Source organism: Vibrio hippocampi (assembly GCF_921292975.1).
Classification (GTDB): Bacteria; Pseudomonadota; Gammaproteobacteria; order Enterobacterales; family Vibrionaceae; genus Vibrio; species Vibrio hippocampi.
On record NZ_CAKLCM010000002.1, the window covers coordinates 440,381 to 461,705 of the forward strand.

The 21,325-nt window shown below is 42.0% G+C and carries 16 protein-coding genes; 12 read left to right on the forward strand and 4 right to left on the reverse strand.

Annotated features, from left to right (window positions below; all coding sequences use genetic code 11):
• Window positions 1–132 precede the first annotated feature (132 nt).
• The gene (locus L9Q39_RS04510; protein WP_237483925.1) at window positions 133–2,487 is read right to left on the reverse strand and encodes a putative glycoside hydrolase; all 2,355 of its coding nucleotides are present in this window, start codon (window positions 2,485–2,487) and stop codon (window positions 133–135) included.
• 386 nt (window positions 2,488–2,873) lie between these two features.
• Here L9Q39_RS04510 and L9Q39_RS04515 point away from each other — a divergent pair, with 386 nt between their 5' ends.
• From L9Q39_RS04515 to L9Q39_RS04565, 11 genes are all read left to right on the forward strand, one after another.
• On the forward strand, window positions 2,874–4,214 hold the full coding sequence (locus L9Q39_RS04515) for a glucoamylase family protein (protein ID WP_237483926.1): 1,341 nt from the start codon (window positions 2,874–2,876) through the stop codon (window positions 4,212–4,214).
• A gap of 17 nt (window positions 4,215–4,231) precedes the next feature.
• Complete coding sequence (locus L9Q39_RS04520) at window positions 4,232–5,275, forward strand: hypothetical protein (protein ID WP_237483927.1); 1,044 nt, start codon at window positions 4,232–4,234, stop codon at window positions 5,273–5,275.
• Window positions 5,276–5,330: 55 nt separating this feature from the next.
• Window positions 5,331–6,707 carry a hypothetical protein gene (locus L9Q39_RS04525; RefSeq protein ID WP_237483928.1) on the forward strand — a complete coding sequence of 459 codons (1,377 nt, stop codon included), beginning with the start codon at window positions 5,331–5,333 and terminating at the stop codon, window positions 6,705–6,707.
• A 131-nt stretch (window positions 6,708–6,838) separates the two neighbouring features.
• Window positions 6,839–7,954 carry an ABC transporter ATP-binding protein gene (locus L9Q39_RS04530; protein WP_237483929.1) on the forward strand — a complete coding sequence of 372 codons (1,116 nt, stop codon included), beginning with the start codon at window positions 6,839–6,841 and terminating at the stop codon, window positions 7,952–7,954.
• A gap of 26 nt (window positions 7,955–7,980) precedes the next feature.
• Entirely contained in the window at window positions 7,981–11,355 is a 3,375-nt protein-coding gene (locus L9Q39_RS04535; protein WP_237483930.1) for a GH36-type glycosyl hydrolase domain-containing protein, read from the forward strand.
• A 144-nt stretch (window positions 11,356–11,499) separates the two neighbouring features.
• The gene (locus L9Q39_RS04540; protein WP_237483931.1) at window positions 11,500–12,486 is read left to right on the forward strand and encodes a LacI family DNA-binding transcriptional regulator; all 987 of its coding nucleotides are present in this window, start codon (window positions 11,500–11,502) and stop codon (window positions 12,484–12,486) included.
• An 8-nt stretch (window positions 12,487–12,494) separates the two neighbouring features.
• Entirely contained in the window at window positions 12,495–13,742 is a 1,248-nt protein-coding gene (locus L9Q39_RS04545; RefSeq protein ID WP_237483932.1) for an extracellular solute-binding protein, read from the forward strand.
• Between the two features lie 24 nt (window positions 13,743–13,766).
• Window positions 13,767–14,642 (forward strand): carbohydrate ABC transporter permease, encoded by an 876-nt coding sequence (locus L9Q39_RS04550; RefSeq protein WP_237483933.1) that lies wholly within the window; start codon window positions 13,767–13,769, stop codon window positions 14,640–14,642.
• A gap of 2 nt (window positions 14,643–14,644) precedes the next feature.
• The gene (locus L9Q39_RS04555; protein WP_237483934.1) at window positions 14,645–15,466 is read left to right on the forward strand and encodes a carbohydrate ABC transporter permease; all 822 of its coding nucleotides are present in this window, start codon (window positions 14,645–14,647) and stop codon (window positions 15,464–15,466) included.
• Entirely contained in the window at window positions 15,466–15,951 is a 486-nt protein-coding gene (locus L9Q39_RS04560) for a hypothetical protein (protein WP_237483935.1), read from the forward strand. Before L9Q39_RS04555 ends, L9Q39_RS04560 begins: the two co-directional genes overlap by 1 nt.
• A gap of 5 nt (window positions 15,952–15,956) precedes the next feature.
• The gene (locus tag L9Q39_RS04565; protein WP_237483936.1) at window positions 15,957–18,119 is read left to right on the forward strand and encodes a glycoside hydrolase family 3 N-terminal domain-containing protein; all 2,163 of its coding nucleotides are present in this window, start codon (window positions 15,957–15,959) and stop codon (window positions 18,117–18,119) included.
• Between the two features lie 325 nt (window positions 18,120–18,444).
• On the opposite strand, the gene L9Q39_RS04570 is transcribed toward L9Q39_RS04565, so the two are convergent.
• The 3 genes from L9Q39_RS04570 to L9Q39_RS04580 all read right to left on the reverse strand — a co-directional run bounded on the left by L9Q39_RS04570 (window position 18,445) and on the right by L9Q39_RS04580 (window position 19,701).
• Window positions 18,445–18,858, reverse strand: coding sequence for a VF530 family protein (locus L9Q39_RS04570; RefSeq protein WP_237483937.1), 414 nt, complete (start codon window positions 18,856–18,858; stop codon window positions 18,445–18,447).
• Window positions 18,859–19,202: 344 nt separating this feature from the next.
• Complete coding sequence (locus L9Q39_RS04575; RefSeq protein WP_237483938.1) at window positions 19,203–19,412, reverse strand: BrnA antitoxin family protein; 210 nt, start codon at window positions 19,410–19,412, stop codon at window positions 19,203–19,205.
• Entirely contained in the window at window positions 19,405–19,701 is a 297-nt protein-coding gene (locus L9Q39_RS04580; protein ID WP_237483939.1) for a BrnT family toxin, read from the reverse strand. Before L9Q39_RS04580 ends, L9Q39_RS04575 begins: the two co-directional genes overlap by 8 nt.
• A gap of 363 nt (window positions 19,702–20,064) precedes the next feature.
• On the opposite strand from L9Q39_RS04580, the gene L9Q39_RS04585 reads away from it, so the two are divergent.
• Entirely contained in the window at window positions 20,065–20,835 is a 771-nt protein-coding gene (locus tag L9Q39_RS04585) for an isocitrate lyase/PEP mutase family protein (RefSeq protein WP_237483940.1), read from the forward strand.
• Window positions 20,836–21,325 lie beyond the last annotated feature (490 nt).

The following is a 21,325-nucleotide window of genomic DNA, read 5'->3' on the forward strand; positions in this document are numbered from 1 at the left end:
GGAAATGTTATCAATTGAAGTCGATGTCGATGGAACTTATTCGTACAACCTGCGAGCTTTATAGAGCAGAATTTAGAGAAAAAAAGGTTGGAGTACAAGGGGGATTTGCCTCCAACCTAGTTGAATCGGTAGTTACAATATGACTAGTTGAACACTGCCTATTGAGAATTGCATGCCTTGCAATGTATCGTCAGCCCCAACCCATTCAGGAAGAATTGAAACCGCGGTTTCAATGTTCTTTAAGGCATTGATGTCAATGCTTCCATCTTCATTCGTGAAGAGCTCACGTAGAGGAACTTGAATCTGTTGCCAGCCCAAACCAACGTCTAGAAAGTAAGGTTGCGAGTTACCAAACTCTTTGGATTCCATTTGAATTTGAAAACGTTGAGTTGGGTGAGAGCCGTAACTGTCGACGTTGAACATAAACTGCAATACTCCGGAGTCTATGTAGTTGGACAGGTCACGGGTACTGTCATCGGTTGTTTTTAAAACTAACCCCCCGTTTTCACCTGCTGGTGCATTGTCATATTCAATACGAATGTGATCTCCTCCCCAATGAAGTGTTGAACCTCCTCCTGTCATCCAGTTGGTAATACCCGTAGCCCAACCTTGTACGCCACTAGAAACAAAGAATACTTTAGATGCAGAGTATGAATCATTTGGATCATCTCCAGGAAGTGGCGTGCTCGTGTCATCACACTCAAGTACGTTGTTTTGATCGAGCGAACTCCCTATGACGCGAGCGTTGCTAAATTCAAAATTGAGATTGGTTGAAGATTCCAATGCTAAGGGAGTAATTGTATTCGCAAAATCCATACCTTCGTCAGAGAAACACGAAAGAGGAACCTTGATGGTTTGTGTTCCCTGATTGTAGTTCGCAAGCAATGAACTGGTTATAGAAACTTTCCCTATATCGACACCGATTTCATTTTGAGTCGTGATGTAGATTTCTTGGTCTAATGCCGGTTTACTAATTGCGTTGGTATCAAACTGGAGCGTTGCACTTGATGGGTCAACATCCAAGTTAATATGACTTGAATCGCTACTTCGCAGCAATATTCGACCTTGTTTATCGTCTGAAATGTTGACGTTAAGAGTGCCTCTTAGCGCACCTAGTGGATTCTGAGTTTGGATATTGCCCTGTATCATATTTCCACTTTCATCAACGGTCGCTTCCACACCATCACTATCCATGATGATGACATCAAAGCTTTGATCATCACTAGGACTATATAGGTCTATCTCTTTCGTCGGATCGCTCATTGCAATTTGAATATCGCGAATAGAAAAATCTATCCCTTGTAGTGTGTCTGTAGATTCCACCCATTCAGGGAGAATAGACAGACCCTTATCGATGTTTTTAAGTACGTTAATGTTCACACTGCCATCATCGCGAGTGAAAAGCTCGCTTAAGGGAATCTTTATCTCCGTCCAGCGGTTCGACGCTGCACTTTCATCTAAGAGATAGGACAGAGAATTACCGAACTCACTCGATTCCATTTGTACTTGGAGACGCTTTGTTGGGTGTGACGCGTAGCTTGATACATTCAGTGAAAATTGAAGTATGCCTGTGTCGATGTAGTTTGAAATGTCTAGAGTGCTTCCGTCTGCTGTTGCGAAAACCAGTCCACCATTTTCGCCTGCAGGCGCATCAGTAAATTCAACACGAATGTAATCGCTTGCCCAATGAAGAGTCGATGTGCCAGTTGTCATCCAGTTTGTAATGCCTGTTGCCCAACCCTCTGTACCAGTGTCGCTTACCTTAAATAAGGTCGATACTTGGTAGCTATCGTTGAGGTCATCAGCTTCGACCATATCACTGGTTGATTGGCATTCGAGTACATCATCTTCTTCGATTGAATTGGCAACGATTTGAATATTGCCAAGGGTAAAGTCGAGGCTGCTAGAAGATTCAAGTGCAAATGGGGCTACAGCTTGAGTGAAATCCATTCCTGCGCTTATAAAGCAAGACAGTGGGACCTTGACTGTTTGCGTTGCTCCGTTGTAGCTAGCCAAAAAAGTGCTGGTTAAGGGAACATTCCCAAGATCTTGTCCTATCTCTTTTTGGGTAGTCAAGTAGACTTCTTGACCATCAATAGGTTTGCTCTTCATTTGGCTGTCAAACTGCAAGGTAGCTTCTGATGTATCTATATCTAAAAAGACAGCCTCTTCGTCGTTACTCTCTAGTAGAATACGTCCATTTTCGTCGTTGGTGATTGTGACATCGAGATCGCCACTAGTACTTTCCGACATACTTTGAGTGTGAATATTACCTTGGCTCACTGAGCCACTACTGTCTACGAACGCTTTTGTTCCTGAGCTGTCGATGACGGCCATTGAAAATGAACCATCATCACCTGAACCATAGAGCATAATCGAATCAACAGGTTGTTTCGGCTCTTCGTAGGGATCATCTAGGCATCCTGCTAGCGTTAAAGTGCAGAGAGATGCAATAAGTGTTTTCTTACTAAATTTAAACTGTTCCATGGCTTTTTCTCAATCCTATGGCTACTTAATAACTTATTTCAAAGTTCGCTTAAACGTTTAATCAAAACTGAGCATGATGTTTAAATGATAAACAGGCAAGGAAAAATATAAAGTCAATGTGATTTTTGTGAATCTCGGCATAAATGGGCTTGGAATGTTAAATTTTATTGGTGTGATTTTGAATTAACTCAGTTAAATGTGCTTTTGTTTTTGCATAACTTTTTGATTTTATTGGTTTTGTTTGAATTTGTGTTTTATGGAAAGAAAAATAATGAAACTTGGATCACGTTTGTATAGTACATATTATTGACGATTCTCCTTTTTTGCTTGATGTTAATATAAACGTTTAATCAAGCCCCTTTTAATTTTATGATTTGGAATTGATGATGAATAATAAGAAATATGCTTTTGCTACCGCATTGATAGGTTTCAGTGCGAGCGCCTTTGCCAATGACATTGTTTTAAATGAACTGACGATTAGAGATCATTTGTACCCTGATAACTTTAAGTCTGAACTCAACAACAATCTGAACTTTTTCCGCGATGGTGTAGGTGTGGACCCAGTTTCTAAAGTCCCTTTTGACACCGTCTCTATTGTTGATGGTGAAGTTGTCCCTTTTTACTATGTAAACACCACCGAGATCGGTTTGTATCTCAACATTTTGGTTGAGGTGGAAAAAGCGGGTAATGCCGATGCACTGACAAGAATTGCCGAAGTGCTTGATGTTCTAGAAGAAACACCAACCTGGAAAGGGCTGTACTTTTGGCCATACGACATTGTTGATGGAAAACTGCAGCCAACCATAGAAGGTATTGTACCGGCTGTTGATAATGCCAATTTAGCATTTTCGCTTGTTGGGGTAGCGGGTGCATATCTTGATTCAACCTCGCCAGAGAAACAAGCTATTGTCGCAAGAATAGAAACCATCCTAGAAGGGCAAATTGATGGTTGGATTTCTATTTATGACAAAAACCGAGGTCTGTTGAATGCGGGTTGGAGCACTAAAGACGATGCGGCATTACCCTACTTTATTGACAGAAAAGCAAATGAAAGCCGTTTGGCTCCGCTATGGGCTGCACTAATTACTCGTGATCAAGGTGCAAACGCAATACCGACTAGTGCCTTCGATGATATGGAGCTATATACGCACTCATATACTTTCAATGGTAAAGAATACAATCCAATGCTGACTTGGAATGGTACTTACTTCCAAGGCATGTTGCCTTCTATTTGGATGAATGAAAGAGAACTCATGCCTGACTACAGCTTGGTTGAAGACATGACGTTTGCTCAGATGGTCTATGCGGCGAAGCACAATATACCTTTACTTTCATCATCGGCAACCGTTGATGATGGGTACTCTGAATTTGGTGTTCCTTATCTTTCAGAGAGTACCGTTATGTTTAACAATGAGATGCCTCCTGGAGATACAGGAACGCCTCATGCGACGGCACTATCTTATATTGTTAGTCCTGAAACATCGATACAAGCTCTAAAAGCGCTGAAAGCTTACTACCCAAATATTGAAAGCGAATTTGGTTGGTATGACGCTGTTAATACTGAAGGTCGCATGTCGACCAAAATACTTTCTCTCGATCAGGGCATGTTTGTTGGGGCGTTTGTTGCTGGCGAGATCAATGCCGATGTGCAAACTTACTTGGAAGCACGTGGCTACATGGATGATGTAAGAGACATGTATCGCAGCTTTGTTCCGAATAACCAGTAACCGTGGGGGGTTAGAACATGAATAAATTCTCTACGGCATTATGGGTCAGCCTAGCTTTATTCTCTACAAATGCGCTCAGTAGTGATGAAACGAAGGCAAAGGTATGGGATGACATCTCTTTACCGGGATACGGCAGCGTTAAAGCTAAGCCGGGAATGTGGGATGGTATTGAACTACCGGGTCACGGATTAGTGGCTGGTGAGCAACTAGAACTTCCGAAACTCGATGAATCTTTGCGAGATATTGGTGGCTTTGGTGAGGTACTTATGGCTTCAGATTCGGGTGGAGCGACTCCCAAACGAACACGTATGCTGACCGGGTATGAGTACGAAGAATACGTCTATAAGAATGCGCCAAGCCAGCTTTTTCAGACGTTTATTTTTGCTGATGGTTCAACCAAAATCAGTGAGCACTTTCGACTTGCCTACGTAATCAAGGAGACGCATCGATACCGAGGAAAAGATAAAGTATCAGAGGGTAACGCGTTACTCACCACTGAGTTTATGCCTCGTTATGAAAAGTGGGTGAATGAGCATTTCAATTACGCCATCGAGCTAGGCTATGAAAAAGTGTCTGGCTTCCTAGAGAGTAGTCGGTACCAGATCACACCAGAACTAAATTTTTCATATGGAAAGCACTTTTTGCACCTCAACCTAGAATCTGGTTACTGGGATGAAGAAAAGTCGATGTTTTATGAAACAGAGCCTTTGTATGTATATCGCTTTAATGACTGGATCAATGTAGGCGGTAAGTTTTTGTATCATGAGGATAAAACGGATTTTGCTTGGACAGAAATCGCTATAAAACCGTTAGTTCAGTTCCGCTTTGATAACAATGTGTACCTTGAGCTTCGTTATGAAAAAGGCGAAACGGAAATCTATGATGGGACGGGCTACGATTACAACAATTATGCTTTGTACTCAGAAATCCCCATCAACTCAAGTATGAGTCTATTAGCGGATCTCGCTTATCGAGACCACAAGCAGAGAAACGGTAATGAATACACTTGGGGTGATAAAGAAGGTGTGTTTGCCAAAGTTGGCATCATTTGGAACTTCTAAATAATTATCCGAGATATGACAAAGCCCTTCGGGGCTTTTACTTAGTGAGGCTCCTATGAATTTTAAACTCTTATCTCTTATCACCTTATCGGCTGCTATCTTGACAGGGTGCAATAGTGGTGGAGGTAGCAATAATGATGACTCGACACCCCCAACTGTCCCTGAAGAAGATGTGATCACTCAAATTAGAATCGAATCGAAATACTATCCCACGGGGTTTGAACAGTCGTTGCAAGACAATATGGATTACTTTATCGATGGTGTTGGGGTTTCAACTTCTGCCCATATTCCTTTTGATCATGTTTTGGTCAATGATGGTGAGATAACCCCTTCGACTTACACCAATATATCGACGATTGCCTTGTATATAAATGTACTGATTCAAATGGTTGAGTTTGGTGATGAGGCTGCTATTACTCGTTTAAGTACCGTACTAAGTACATTAGAAAACGCCCCAAAATGGAATGGTCTTTTTTACTGGCTATATCAGATAGAGGGGGACGCTCTAACCATTGATGATAGTGCCATCGCATCGGCGGTAGACAATGGCATCATGTCTTTTACCTTAGCGGGTCTATACGGTGCGCTCAACAACCATACTGATGAACGCTTGAACCAACTGTCTCTTAGAGCTGAAGCTTTATTGAATGAACAAGTTACAGGTTGGTCAGTGCTATATGACCCTATCCAAGGTTATCTAAGGGCTGGGTGGGACAAAAATGCCTTTGCGTACCTTCCTTATTATTTGGATCGCAAAGCTAATGAAAGCCGGTTAGCCACACTCTGGGCAGTCATGGTGACGAATGGCCAAGTTCCGAGCACCGCTTTTACCGATATGACATTGGTGAGAGGAGAGGTCTCAAATGCGGGACTCAGTGTCACGCCGATGCTCACTTGGGATGGCTCGTATTTCCAAGCGACTTTACCAGCACTATGGCTTGATGAGTCGTCATTGATGCCCAGTTATGAAATGGTAGAAGAGTTTACTCAAGTACATCTTCAATATGCCGATGAACACAACATCCCCTTTGTCTCAGCCTCTTCAACTATAGATGATGGGTATGCAGCATTTGGACTCGAATCGGTTTCTGAGAGCCATAGAAAATACAGCAACTCAATTGAAACAGGTACCACTGGCACTCCCCATGCTTTGGCTCTGTATTATATGCTTTCACCTACCGATGCAATACAACGTTTAAACCAATTGATACTGACTTATCCTCAAATTGAAACGTCGGCTGGTTGGGCTGATGCTATAGACAGTTCAGGTCAAGTATCAAGTAAAGTGATTGGCTTAGATCAAGGGATGTTTGTGGGAGCATTCTTCGCAGATTCAGTGCGTGAGCATGTTGCTGCATACATTGATTTTAAAGGGCAAACATCAACATTACAGACCCTTTACTCCACTTTTGTCGCCGATGAAATATTGTAATATTTCATCGTAGAAGACAGAGATCACGAAACGAAAAACTATCGAAATGAATTCATTGCTTTGAATTATCGGTATCGTTATTATTTTTGTTGAAACGTTTAACCCTCGCTTGAGATAGGAAGTTATAGCCCATGGCAAAGGTCACTCTAGAAGGCATTAACAAGGTTTACGACAATGGCTATCATGCGATTCATGATGTCAGCTTAGACATTAAAGATGGTGAGTTTATGGTACTCGTTGGTCCATCTGGTTGTGCCAAATCAACAATGCTAAGAATGGTTGCAGGTCTTGAAAGTATTACAAGCGGTCAACTATTTATTGGTGATAAGGTGTGCAATGATTTGCCTCCGAAAGACCGTGGAATCGCAATGGTTTTCCAAAATTATGCGCTTTACCCGCATATGACCACCTATGAGAATATGGCCTTTGGCTTAGAAACGGCAAAGAAATCGAAGCAAGAAATCGAACGACGAGTATCAGAAGCCGCCGAGCTATTAGAGATCACTGAGTTGCTTAACAGCAAACCCAACCAAATGTCGGGTGGGCAATGTCAGCGTGTGGCTTTAGGTCGGGCAATGGTAAGGAAGCCAGAGGTTTTTCTATTTGATGAACCGCTTTCAAATCTTGATGCCAAATTACGTGTTTCTATGCGTATGCGAATTACTCGCCTACATAAACAGCTTCAAGAGTCTGGCAGCCCTGCGACTATGGTTTATGTTACCCATGATCAAGTGGAAGCCATGACAATGGGAGACAGGGTGTGCATCTTGAATAAAGGGCATATCATGCAAGTGGATACACCAATGAATGTGTACCACAATCCTAAAAATCGCTTTGTCGCTGAGTTTATCGGCTCGCCAGCAATGAACATGTTCGCTGGAAAAGTGAGTAAGTCTGAAGGCACCGTTGGCGTTGATTTCGGAGGGAAAGTTATTGAATTACCTCAAGAGCGTCATGCCCGTGCGGAGTTATGGGCTGATAAGAAGGTTCACGTAGGTATTCGTCCAGAACATATCGCTGTTCGATTAGAGAAAAGCCCTGCAACCTTGTCTGCGGAAGTAGAGGCTATCGAGGAGCTTGGTTCTGAAGTTTACGTCCACCTAAACGTTCTAGGGTGTCAGGTTATTTGCAAGCAGTCAGATCGTGAGCAGGTTCCTGCTGTCGGCTCTCGCTGCCATATCGAATTATTCATGGGTAATTGCCATCTGTTCGATGATTCAACTGAAAAAAACATTTTCTATTCTTAAAATTCAGCGCTTGGAGATTTGTCGCGATGCACCAATTTATTAATGAACCGACTTTGATCGTCGGTGATAAAAAACTCAATATGACCTTTAGCCCAACGGGCGTGCTGTCTGCGATTCGCAGTGAAAAATTGATGGTATCTCTTTTTGATACACCGCTTAATGAACTGTCGATCAGCAATATCTATCTACGTACATTCGACCAGGATATTATTTCAGCAACCCCTTTGCTTTTTTTTAATGAAGAAATTGAAACGTTTAAGCAGAAGGGTGGCTCATTAGCCTGGAAGACCACTACTGATAAATATGAAGCGCTGGTATCGCTAAGAATTGTGGATAGTGCTTTTTTCTATGACGTAACAGTTAGCAATATCGGCAGCCACGACCTGAGTTTTGATCTGGTCTATGGGCAAGATCTCGGATTGGCTGACGAGGGTGCAGTTAAAACCAATGAAGCGTACTGTTCGCAGTACTTAGATCACCAGATTCATCAGCTGGACGATTATGGGTTTACTGTATGTAGTCGGCAAAACCTGCCGCAAAGTGCAGGCAACCCAAGAATTCAGATAGGTTCGTTTTCTCCGGTTATTGGCTTTAGTACGGATGGTTACCAGTTCTTTGGTCAAGAATACAAAGTCACTGGCGAAGCCATGGCGCTGAAGAAGCACGAACTCGCGAATGAAAAATATCAGTATGAAATGGGTTATATTGCCCTTCAAACTGAGTCGGTCACACTCGCGCCAAACAATGATAGCGTTCAAACGTTTTATGGCGTTGTGGAAAGCCACTGTGAAGAATCTAACCTCAAGCAACACATTGATATTTCGTCTATTCAGTCCATCTATGCTCGCGGTGAACATGCTGTCGATTGTGATAATGCTCTGCCTTACAAACCACAAGGAAAAGCGCCTTACATTAAAGGTGAGAATTTAACTGAACATGAATTAAGTGAGCTTTTCGGTACAGAACGTCGTTTCTCTGAGTCTAAAGATGGTGAACTGCTTTCATTTTTCTATGGTGATAGCCAATACGTAACGTTGGCCGCAAAAGAGCAACACATGGAGCGTACAACAGGTCATGTAATTGCAACAGGCAACAATACCGATTATCAAGACTCAATTATGAGTGCGACCCACCATATCTTTGGTGTGTTTAATTCTCAGTTAACACTGGGTAATACGTCATTCAACAAGCTACTTGGTGTATGTCGAAATCCTCTCAATCATTTTTCCAATGGAGGCCAACGTATTTGGATTAAGGAGGGGAATACTTACCAAGCTTTAGGAATGCCTTCGGCTTACGAGGTAGGGACGAATTACTCTCGCTGGATTTACAAATACCTTAATGGTTTCATTGATGTCCGCTCATTTGCTGCTTCAGCTACACCAAATATTCAGCTAGAGATTGAAATTCGTGGTTTAGATACCGCGCTCGATATTGCTGTGTCGCATCAGCTTGTCTTTGGCAATAACGAGTCAGATAGCGTTATTAGTGTGGCTCAAGGTGAAGATGGTCTCACCATTAAAGGTCGTAATGAGCTGATTGAAAAGTTTTCACCCGAGCTGAGTTTTAGCCTGTTACCAAGTTTAGAATTATCTGAGTGGGACATTATCTCTAACCCAGAGACAGGTTCGGTAGATTATCTAGTGCTCAAAGGGCTTGTACACGATAAAGCACGGATCACCTTTGGTGGCGAATTGGCCGGGATCAACTCTAAAGGCCAATGTATAGAATTTAATGAAGAGACCGAAAAATGTGAGTCTCAACGCCTCAAGCTAACCAAGGGCTTTAAACTGCATTTTGAACACGATGAAATTAACAGCCAGCGTTTAAATGAGACAGTTCATTGGTTTACCCACAATGCGCTGGTTCACTATAGTACGCCGCATGGCTTAGAGCAGTATTCTGGCGCAGCATGGGGAACTCGAGATGTATCTCAGGGTCCATTCGAACTGTTTATGTCAATGCAAGAATATGGCAAAGCAAGAGACCTGCTCAAAGAGATTTATAGTCATCAGTATCAAGAAACAGGAACCTGGCCTCAGTGGTTCATGTTCGATCAATATGCCCAGATTCAACAAGAAGATGCCCATGGCGATATCATTGTTTGGCCTTTAAAAGCTCTAGGTGAATACCTAGCAGTCACAAGTGATTTCAGCTTACTTGATGAGATGCTTCCATATACGTTGGCGAAAGAAGAGTTTGCTAAGAGCGATGATCATTATTCACTCTTCAGTCATGTTGAACGTCAAATTCAGCACATCATTGATAATCTCGTTCCGGGGACGTCATTGTCTTGCTATGGAGACGGTGACTGGGATGACACATTGCAACCTGCCAATCAATCTCTGCGTGAAAACATGGTCAGTGGCTGGACGATCCCTCTTACGCTGCAAGCGTTGAAAGGAATGGCGCGAGTCTTAAAAGATGTGACTAAGTTTAATCATTTCAGTGATGAGTTAACAAAACTTGCAACTGATATGGAGCAGGACTATCACCACTACCTCATCAAAGATGAGGTGATTGCTGGTTTCATCCATTTTGCTCGAGATGGGCAAGGTGAAGTTGAAGAAGTGGAGTACCTTCTTCACCCATCAGACAAAAATACGGGTATTAAATATCGCTTATTACCAGCCAGTCGCTCTATCATTTCCGAAACGTTCACACCAGAAATGGCACATGAACATATGACGATGATTAAAGAGCATTTAGTGCACCCAGATGGGGTACGACTGATGGATCGAATGGCGGAATACAAAGCAGGCAAACAAACCTACTTTAAACGCGCCGAGCTTGCAGCAAACTTAGGCCGTGAGGTTGGGTTGCAATATTGTCACGCTCACATTCGCTTTATTGAAGCGCTGTGTAAATTAGGTGATGCGGAAGCCGTATTCGACAACTTGTACAAAATTATCCCTGTGGGGATTCAAGATATTGTGCCTAATGCAGAGATTAGACAGTCGAACGCGTATTTCTCAAGCTCTGATGCGAAATTCAATGACCGTTATTCTGCTTACGATAACTTCGACAAAGTTAAAGCAGGCGAAGTCTCGGTGAAAGGAGGCTGGCGTATTTACTCTAGCGGTCCTGGCATTTACTTAAATCAACTGATCAGCAATGTGTTTGGCTTGCGATTCGAACGTGGAAACTTAGTGCTCGATCCGATTGTTTCGTCGCGACTCGGTACCGTTTCAATGGACTATGAAGTTGAAGGTAAAGCCGTAAAAGTGGTCATTGAATCAATAGAGGGTCAATACACACCTAAAACCATTCAACTGAATGGGGTAGATGTTCCTTTTGAGCTCCAATCGAATCGCTATCGTACGGGTGGCGCGGTGATTGAATCTAACTACCTGAAAAACAAGCTTAATGATTCAGGTAATATTCTGAAAGTAACACTATAGCCGAAGATGTTAACCCGGTAACCGGGTTAACATCATGTATTTCAACTTTGGTTGGGTATTAATTGTTGCTTATTGCACATTCTTGGTAGAATCGTTTCAACAAACATGATGGTGAAATCAATTGAAACAAGGGCTCTGTAGAACATGGCAGTGACAATTAAAGATGTAGCAAAGAAAGCAAATGTGTCGATCGCAACGGTATCTTATTCAATAAACGGAAGCCCACGAATTAGTGATGCGACCCGAGAGCATGTATTGAAAATTGCATCTGAGCTTAATTATGTTGCAAACAATAATGCAAAGCAGCTTAAACAGAAAAAGAGCAATGCGATTGGCCTATTTTTTAACTCGTGGTTTGGACCGATCTACAGTGAGTTAGTAAAAGGTATAGAACAAGTTTGTCACCAAAACGGGTACGATCTTGTTGCTTGCAGCGTGTATGGCAATGAAGGTTCTACGGCACACAAGTATATCCGAGATCGAATGGTTGACGGAGCGATTATCTTGACTAACTCATTTGATGATGAATTTCTCAAGTCGATAGCGAAGAAAGACTTCCCTGTTGTTGTGCTAGATAGGGAGGTTTCTGGTCCAAATATCTACAACATTCTTATAGATAACTTTGGTGGTGCGTTCTCAGCAACAAAAGCACTGATTAACTCAGGATGTGAAGAGATCTATTACTTTGGAGGTCCTGAAGATTCTTATGATGCTCAGAAGCGCCTTGATGGTTATATCTCAGCGCTGGGCTATTACAAAATCAACGTGGATCACTCACTGTTGATCGAATGTGATTTCACCGAGCGATCTGCGTATACCAAAATGCAGGAGCTTATTGAATTAGGTAAACAACCGAAAGCGGTGTTCGCTTCGAACGATGAAATGGCAATTGGTATTATTCGAGCGGCGAAGGAAAAAGATATCGCAATCCCAGAAGATATGAAACTGGTTGGGTTTGACGATATACAGATGGCAGAACTCATGATTCCAAGACTCTCCACTATCTCCCATCAAAAAATGGGCATGGGTGAGATAGCAGCAAAGACACTGGTCGATGCAATGAACAGTAAAGATGATATGGAAGACTTGAGAATTCTACCAACAAAATTAATTTTAAGGGAAACTTTGTAGGGTGGATCATGAAAAAATGGTTAATTGGGTGTGTGCTTGCTCTAAGTTGTCAGACAGTTACGTTTGCCGCAACTAAGCTAGAAGTCATGACTCCTGCTGGCAACTATATGAATTTTGTTCGTAGTGTCGTTGTACCTGAGTTTAATAAGCAATATCCCGATGTTGAAGTTGTCGTTTCAAACGATGAGAATTTAGAAACTCGAATGGCGGCAGGGGATTTACCGAATTTATATGCGGGCGTGTTTGGCTATCAACCTGCCAAGTATGCAAAAATGGGTAAGCTTGCATATCTTGAACAATTTGATGGATATCAGGAGCTTATAGACAGAATCGATCCTGTTTTTCTCCGTAAAAATTTTGGTCGTAGTTACTACATCCCATGGAGTGCGACGACTCAATTAATGATATATAACAAAGAATTATTTATTGAGGCTGGGCTGGATCCAGATCAGCCCCCACAAACTTGGGAAGAGTTTTTATCCGCAGCAGAGAAAATTAATCAACTGCCACCTCGTGCTGATGGAAGCCCAGTATACGGGACCGTTTTTTGGAATGATGTCTTGTCATCAGGAAGCTGGTATTGGGGTATGTTAGCGCAGCTATATTACAACTTTAACGAGGGGGAATTTACACTACTTAATCGCTTTGGAACTCATCCTATTTTCGATAAAGATGAGGCCAATATGACAGAGTTCTTAGAGACGATGCAGCAAGCACAAAAGTTTGCTCCATTGACGATGGAAAAGAGCTTCTTCTCTCGTAATATTGGCATGTGGCCACAGTTTGGCTTTGGTTGGAAAGCAAATTTACAAGAGGCTGCACTACGACCAATGGTTGTGGGAGAAGACGTTGGCCTAGCACCGATACCAACCTTAAATAAAGGCGATACTTCTTATTCAACCCTTGATGGTCGTGCACTGATGATATTCAAGAATACGATTGAAGTAGAGAAATTGAGTTGGGCGTTTGTGCAATTGCTCATGGATGATGAACTCAATCATCTTGCTAACGTTGAACTTGGACAGTTGCCAGTATTAACCGAATTACAAGGCAGACCTTACTACCAAAGTAAGGAAGCAAAACCATTTGTCGACCAACTTCCCCACACTATTATGAGTGAGCCTTTTTCACAGTCGGCTGATGTCGCAACCATATTACTGCAACAGTATTCTAGGGTTGTTCTAAAAAATGAAATAACTGCCGAAGTTGCCGTTGAATCAGCGAGTAATCAAGCAAAGAAAATATTCTCTCATTAATATATAACTTTTAGTGGTAATAATATGAAAAAGAACAATCTCATTATGGGGTATATTTTCCTTGCGCCTTGGATAATATATTTCACTGTTTTTTTAATGTACCCATTTTTCTTGTCATTTGAAAGTAGCTTTCTAGAGACAAATATTCTACTTCCTGAGAATACGCGGTTTGTTGGATTGGCAAACTGGCTATCTGTTGTAACTGACGTCATGTTTTGGAAGTCGTTGTTTAATGTTCTTTTTAATCAAGTGATATTCGTTTTTCTAAGCTTCTTAATTGGACTTGGTCTTGCTTTGCTGTTAAATGAAATTAAGTTTATGGCAAGTTTCTTTAGAACGATAATGTTTATTCCTGTCATAACATCTATAACTGTTGCTATGGTTATCTTCGATTTTATTTCAGGTCCATCAGGACCAATACAAAGCTCGATGATCAACGCCAATGTTATATCTGAACCTGTTTTCTGGAAGTTTGAAGAGTGGCTCCCAATGCCTGTAATTGCTGTATTCAGTGCATGGAAATGGTTTGGCGTTCAGATGATCATATTTTTAGGTGGTATCGCGAGTATTAATCGTTCTCTGTTTGAAGCCGCTGATATCGATGGTGCTTCTTGGTGGAGAAAGACACGGAAAATCACTCTACCTATGATTATGCCTCAGATTGTATTTGTTATGACGATGAATATTATCAACGGATTACAGATGTTTATTGAAGTCTTTATGAACTTTGATCTAAGTGGTGGACCTTATCAATCTGCGTTGACCCCAGTTTTATATCTGTATCAAGTTGGTTTCGAAAAAATGCAAATGGGCGAGGCTTCAACCATAGGATTAATGCTTGCTGCTGTTATTTATCTACTCACGATGATGCAATTAAAAATCACAAGTAAGGATAACTAAGTATGAATAAGAATAAAAATACGATGTTACTCGTTTACGTAACATTAATTGTCGCTTCAATCGTGGTGCTATACCCTTTCTTTTTTATGTTAATTAACTCATTTAAAACTGGGCCTGAGATCATGCACTCACCTAATAGTCTACCGACAGAGTGGTCATTTAGAGGGTATGTAGAAGTTTTTGGATCGATAAACTTAGGTCGAGTTTTCTTTAATACGATATTTATTTCTATATCAGTCACGTTTTTGAATGTGTTATTTTCTTCAATGGTCGCATATGCCATTGTTAAAACGAACCTACCAGGAAGAGAATTCTGGTTAAAAGTGATTCTAGGGTCCATGATGATCCCTGCTGTATTATTTACCATCCCCACATATATGATGATGTATGAGTGGGATTGGATAAATACGTACCGAGTGCTTATTATTCCAGGATCTATCAGCGCTTATAATATATTTCTTCTTGTTCAGTTCATGAAACAAATCGATAACGCCTATTTAGAAGCGGCTCGAATTGACGGTGCTAATGAAATTCGTATTTTTAGAAAGATAGTTCTACCTATGTTAAGACCAGCTTTAGCAACGGTTGGTATCCTAACGTTCATGGGAGCTTGGAATGATTTTATGGGACCACTTTTATATGTCAGAGATGAGTCGCTAATGACACTACAGTTGGCTCTCTATAATTTCCAAACTGAAGTGCCAGGTACTAATTTAGAGCAGTTGTGGGCGATGACGACCATGATTGCTGTACCTGTGGTTATCGTGTTCTTCTGTTTACAGAAAAACTTTATTAAAGCGTTTACCGGTGTTGGGGTGAAGTGATGAGCAGTGGAATAAAACTCGGGCTCTTTGCCCTTTTGGTGGCGATCGCGTACGGTTCTGCATGGCTAAAAACATATCAACTTTCTGAACAATATAATACTTACGCTCACCAACAGCTTGAAGAGCGAGACTTGGTCATTGCTTTGAAAGGGATGAACAAACTCGAGTTGCGTCAAGGTGACCTATATTTTGGCGGCTTTCAGCAAGTGCTTGAAACTTGGGAAAACTCAGTGCTTGGACCTAAGCCGTCTTTTTACGACGACGCTAAAGTTATGCCTGAAAAAATCTTGGCTAAGTTAAATCAGCAACAGCTTGAAATGTTCATTGAAACTTATGTTGAATTGGACGCGCGTTATGTACCTGAAGCGGCAGAACGATTGCGAGTACTTGCATTACAAAATGGCGATACTGAAATGGCTGATGAAATGAGTGAGTTTTTAATCGAAGCGTTTCCTAACTATAAACTTAAGTCAGTTTCGGAGTGACAATCATGGACAAATATAAAGATTCGTCACTTTCTATTGATACCCGTACGGAAGACTTGCTGTCACGCATGACGTTAGTCGAAAAAATGGGTCAGTTATGTCAATCACCAATGCTCGATTATGATTCCCATAAAGCGGATTACTTGAGTAAAGTTCGCGATGGAAAGTGGGGTTCACGAATTTTGGCAGACACCGCATGGGCAGGTAATGCACCTGGGGAGTCGGTTGACCCAAATCAGCTCAATGAAATTCAAAAAGTAGCGGTAGAAGAAAGCCGATTAGGCATTCCGATTATTTTTGCTCGAGATGTTATTTATGGACAAAAAACGGTGCTACCGATTCCGCTAGCCCAAGCCTGTTCTTGGAACCCGTCATTAGTTGAGGAAGCATATCGTGGTATTGCGGCAGAAGCGGCCTCACTAGGCATCAATTGGACCTTTGCCCCGATGCTCGATATTGTGCGCGACCCTCGCTGGGGACGCGTAATAGAAAGCAATGGTGAAGACCCTCATTTAACCAGTCAAATGGCTAAAGCGGTCGTGCGCGGTTTCCAAGGCGACGACTTAACTCAACCAGAAAATATTTTGGCCTGTGCTAAGCATTTTGTTGGCTATGGCGCTTCTGAAGGAGGTCGAGACTACGATACAACTGAAATCTCAGAGAACAGTTTACATAATGTGTATCTCCCCCCCTTTAAGGCAGCGATTGATGCTGATGTTGGTTCATTGATGACTGGATTCAATGATCTTGGTGGCACACCCGTCACAAGCTCTAAACCATTGGTCCGTGACTGGCTTAAAGGGCAGCAAGGCTTTGATGGCTTGGTGGTAAGTGATTGGGGCTCAATATCTGATCTTGAGTATTTCGGTGTTGCGCGTGATAGTGTGCATGCTTCCATGCTGGCACTTGAAGCGGGCGTCGATATGGCCATGCCAGACGAAGCCTATGAAGCGAATTTATCGAGAGCGATCGAAATGAATCCTTCGCTTATGACATATCTGAATGAAGCGGTGAGCAGAGTGCTTCGAGCTAAATTCCGAATTGGTTTGTTTGAGAACCCGTGTATTGATCCAATGCGTCACTTGAGTGTGCTTGGCAAACCCGAGCATGCGAGCAAAGCACTAGCCCTTGCTGAACAAAGCTTGGTGTTGTTAAAAAATGAAAACCAAACTTTGCCCTTGATTGATTCAGGCTTAACCATTGCGGTTATTGGTCCGCATGCGGAATCACAGAGACAGCATCTTGGCTCATGGTGTTTGGATGGCAGCAGTGAAGATGTGGTTTCTATTGCTGACGGACTCAAGGCTTATTCGCAGCAAAATATCACACTGACTGACAGTTCTGCGTTCAGTGACGATATGGTTGAATGCGCGCATCGTGCTGATGTGGTCGTGTTGTGTATTGGAGAAAGCCATAGAAGAACGGGTGAGGCGCGCAATGTGGCTGAATTGGCATTGCCAGCTGGTCAAGAGCAACTTATATCAGCGATAGGGCAAACGGGGAAACCGCTAATTGTGGTTCAATGTACAGGGCGTCCGATTCCGTCTCCTGCGATAGAGCAATACGCAGATGCACTTGTCTATGCATGGCAAAGCGGTACTCAAACGGGGAACGCGGTTGCGCGAATTCTCTATGGTCTGTCTAATCCATCTGGCAAACTTTCGATGACGGTCCCTCGTACTACAGGGCAGGTCCCGATCTACTACGCACGTAAAGAACTCGGAAAAATGCGCGCGTATCAAGATTATCAGCCTTATAAGGATTGCCAAGATACACCACTGTATCCGTTCGGTTTTGGATTGAGCTATAGCCGTTTTTCATATCGTGATCTGCAATCACGTAAACCTAAAGTCTCTATCGGAGAGGAAGTCCATGTTTCCGTTGAAGTGACAAATGATTCTGAGATTGATGGGAGTGAAGTGATTCAATGCTATATCTCACAGAAAGGGACTTCAACCACTTGCCCTCGTAGAGAGCTAAAGGCGTTTAAAAAAGTAGATTTAAAGGCTTTTGAAAGCAAAACGATTGAATTTGTTTTAACCAAAAACGAATTCGCTTTCTATGGCAAGAAAGTAACGATTGAGCAAGAGCCTGCAAAGGTCACTATCTTTGTCGGTGGTGATTCGAACGCTAGCTTGCAAGTATCCATTGATGTACTTAGCGGATAGTTATTATAAAGTTTGATGACAGCGAACCTAGGCCAACTTTATAGAGCTGATCTGATGAGTGTTAGAGCAGTATCAGAGTTAATCATCGTGGTTGCTGCGGTGTTCGGTAACTCGCTCTAGCACTCTAATTACTAGAGCGAGAAGTAGAGATAATCGCCTTTGAAGTGCCGAAGTGAAGTTGGGACAGACATAATAAAAAGCAGTAAGGAGAGAGGGTCTGGTGTGTGTCATCACGTCAATCATATCCTCTAAAGCCCCAATGAGCCTCACTTGATACATCAAGCTAGGCTCATTATCTTCTAACAATCAATCAAGCGGTGTCATGCTATCGACGTGTCGGGCGTCCACGAGGTGAGCGTGTTTTAAATGCAGAGGCTGCTTTAGCTTGTGACTTAAGAATAGAATCAACAGTTAGCTGCATAGGCTCTTTAGGTTCAAGACCATTAGGGAAAGTACGTGCTCTCGGTGATAAATCATATTCTTCTGCACTCGCTCGTGGCATGCGCTTGAATCGGTAAAGGTAAAAGTTTTCTAACTTTTCTCTCGCCCAATCTGTTTTCTTTAAATACTTCACGCTACTCGCAATCGAAGGGTTAGTGTTAAAGCAGTTAAAGCGCATTGCTGTATCTAGAATATCCCAGCCATAAAAATCCACCAATTCTTGCAACATAGTCTCTAGCTTTAGCCCATGCAGTGGGTTGTTTCGTTGCAGTTCGATTCTTTCTTCGTCAGTCATCATTTTATCGGTTTCACTAATTAAATTGCGCAATTTGGTGGAGTATACAGTGCAGAGATATCTAAAGTCACGATGCGATGATTTGAAAAGAAATGTATGGGGTTAAGTCTTGTTATTGAGACCACACGGTAGATCCTTGGGTAGTAGCTTATGCCAGCGATATAGATAGGTTTGCATCAATAGACCGGCTCCTGGTGACGCGAATTTGCCCCATCCCGCTTTAGTGGATGTTATCAACAAAATAATGACGAAGGGTCACTATTGTTCATTATGTCAAAGTTAAAAAACCAAGTTCCTAAAGGTCAAAAAGCCGCATTAGCGGCTTTTTGTATCGGCAGTATCTGGTTTTATTGCCAATCCATCTTTAATTCTTTGTGCTTACTAGCACAGTCTTTTAAATATAAGTTGATTAGATTTTGGTAAGGAACCCCGTTTTTGTCAGATAACTCTTTAAAGTAAGTCACAACATCTTCATCTAGACGGATAGTGATTTGCTTTTTTGTCTTTTTGACATAAGGGTTAGCGATTGAATTAGAGAAGTCATATTGATCACGCATAACGATAGTCCTCATATTGCTTACGCTCTCGCTTTTCAGCCTTCCTTGCTGAAATTATACGGATCCGTTCATCGCTACCTCGATAGCAATGACAAACCACGAGCGTGTTGTATTGTTCACTGCGGCCCATGATGATGAAGCGTTCTTCTCCAACTGAACCATCCGGATCAGGAATGACTCGGGCAAACTCATCATAGAAAACCGATTCTGCTTCATCGAAAGTCACTCCATGCTTTCGCTTGTTACTCGCTGCTTTGTTCGGATCCCATTCAAAGCTTAAATAAGACATCACCACACCATAATTATATTGCAATTACAGTGTATGCCAACTTCTCTAGAAGGTCAAACTGATCTCAATTATCGCAGGTGGCGTTGAGTAGTTCGTAACTCAGAAATGTCCAGAACTTTCACCGTTGGCACTTTGTAACTCAGAGGTGCCCCAAAGCGCGTTTACATAATTACTCAGTGGTGGATCGTGCCACTGAAATCACCGTACTTTTGCTCATGGTTCGTAGCAGCAAGACCCTGACAGAAAACTCCCATTTTCTATCAAAATAAACATGTGTAGACAAAAAATTTCATCCGCATGACTATCCATTACTACCATAGTCGTGTTAGCTTTTATCTGAAGATGGTCATAAGGATTATTGATATGTATTTCAGAAGCTTACACTTTCAACCAGAGCCAGTTTTGATATGTAACGTATGGGATGTGTCGAGCGCAGTTATAGCGGAGCAGGCTGGTTATCAATGTATCGGTACTTCCAGCGCAGCCATTTCTCGTATGCTTGGGTATTCAGATGGTGAAGAAATGTCCTTTTCTGAGTTGCACGATCTTGTTGTTAAGATTAAGAGCCGAACAACCATTCCATTAACTGTTGATATTGAGGCTGGTTATGGGGATACAATATCTGAAATCTACGAGAATATTAAGGCGCTAGCTGAAATTGGAGTCGCTGGCATTAACATCGAAGATAGTGTAGTCATTGGTGGAAAGAGAGTTCTCAAAGATCCATATGTAATGGAAAATACCATCTCTGGTTTGGTAGCACTTTTACGTGCATCAGACATATCCATATTCTTGAACTCAAGAACAGATGCTTATTTAGTTAAAGGCGATACTCCACTTGAGGAAACAAAGCTTCGTATATCCCTGTATCAGAAAGCAGGCGCTGATGGCATTTTTGTACCGTTTTTAGAGGAAAAAGAGGACATTAAGGTTCTTGTAGAATTCACTGATCTACCTCTGAACGTAATGTGTACCCAACGTTTACCTGATTTCAGGACTCTTTCTAAGTTAGGGGTAAAACGTATAAGCATGGGGAATTATGCTTATAGTAGGCTCTATAAAGAACTAGAAAAAGACTTGCTGGAAGTCGCGGCTATTCAATCATTTGCACCATTTTTCAGTAATACAAATTGAGTTAGAGGGAGGTAAAATATCCCGATGGTGAACAGCTCTGTTAGACAGATGTTTTACTGCATGGTCAATGCAAAATCCTGCATAAAGTAAATCCACCCCCACACATCTGAGATGAACGATTTTGTCCATTTTCTTCCATCTCAGGCACTGCGTTCAGCGGTGACTGATTGCGTTTTTTGGATACCTAAAGTTATTCGATGATAGCTAAATTAGAAGAACCACCTGACACGCCTTTGTCCAAAAGCATGCTACAAGTATGCTCATGGTTTTTTCAATGCACACGACTTTCTACGGGCATGGGGCAAGATGTAGTAACTTTACAATGCTAGATCTCAAGGTCTATTGAAATATGCAGACTTATCTTGCAACCATCACCATTAAAAAAGCCGCTTAAATTAGCGGCTTCTTGTCATCAGAACAATATTAGTTGACCACACCAAATGTGAGCGGGTCGCGTTCGTCGATGAAAGGCTGGTTAAGCGTCACGCTA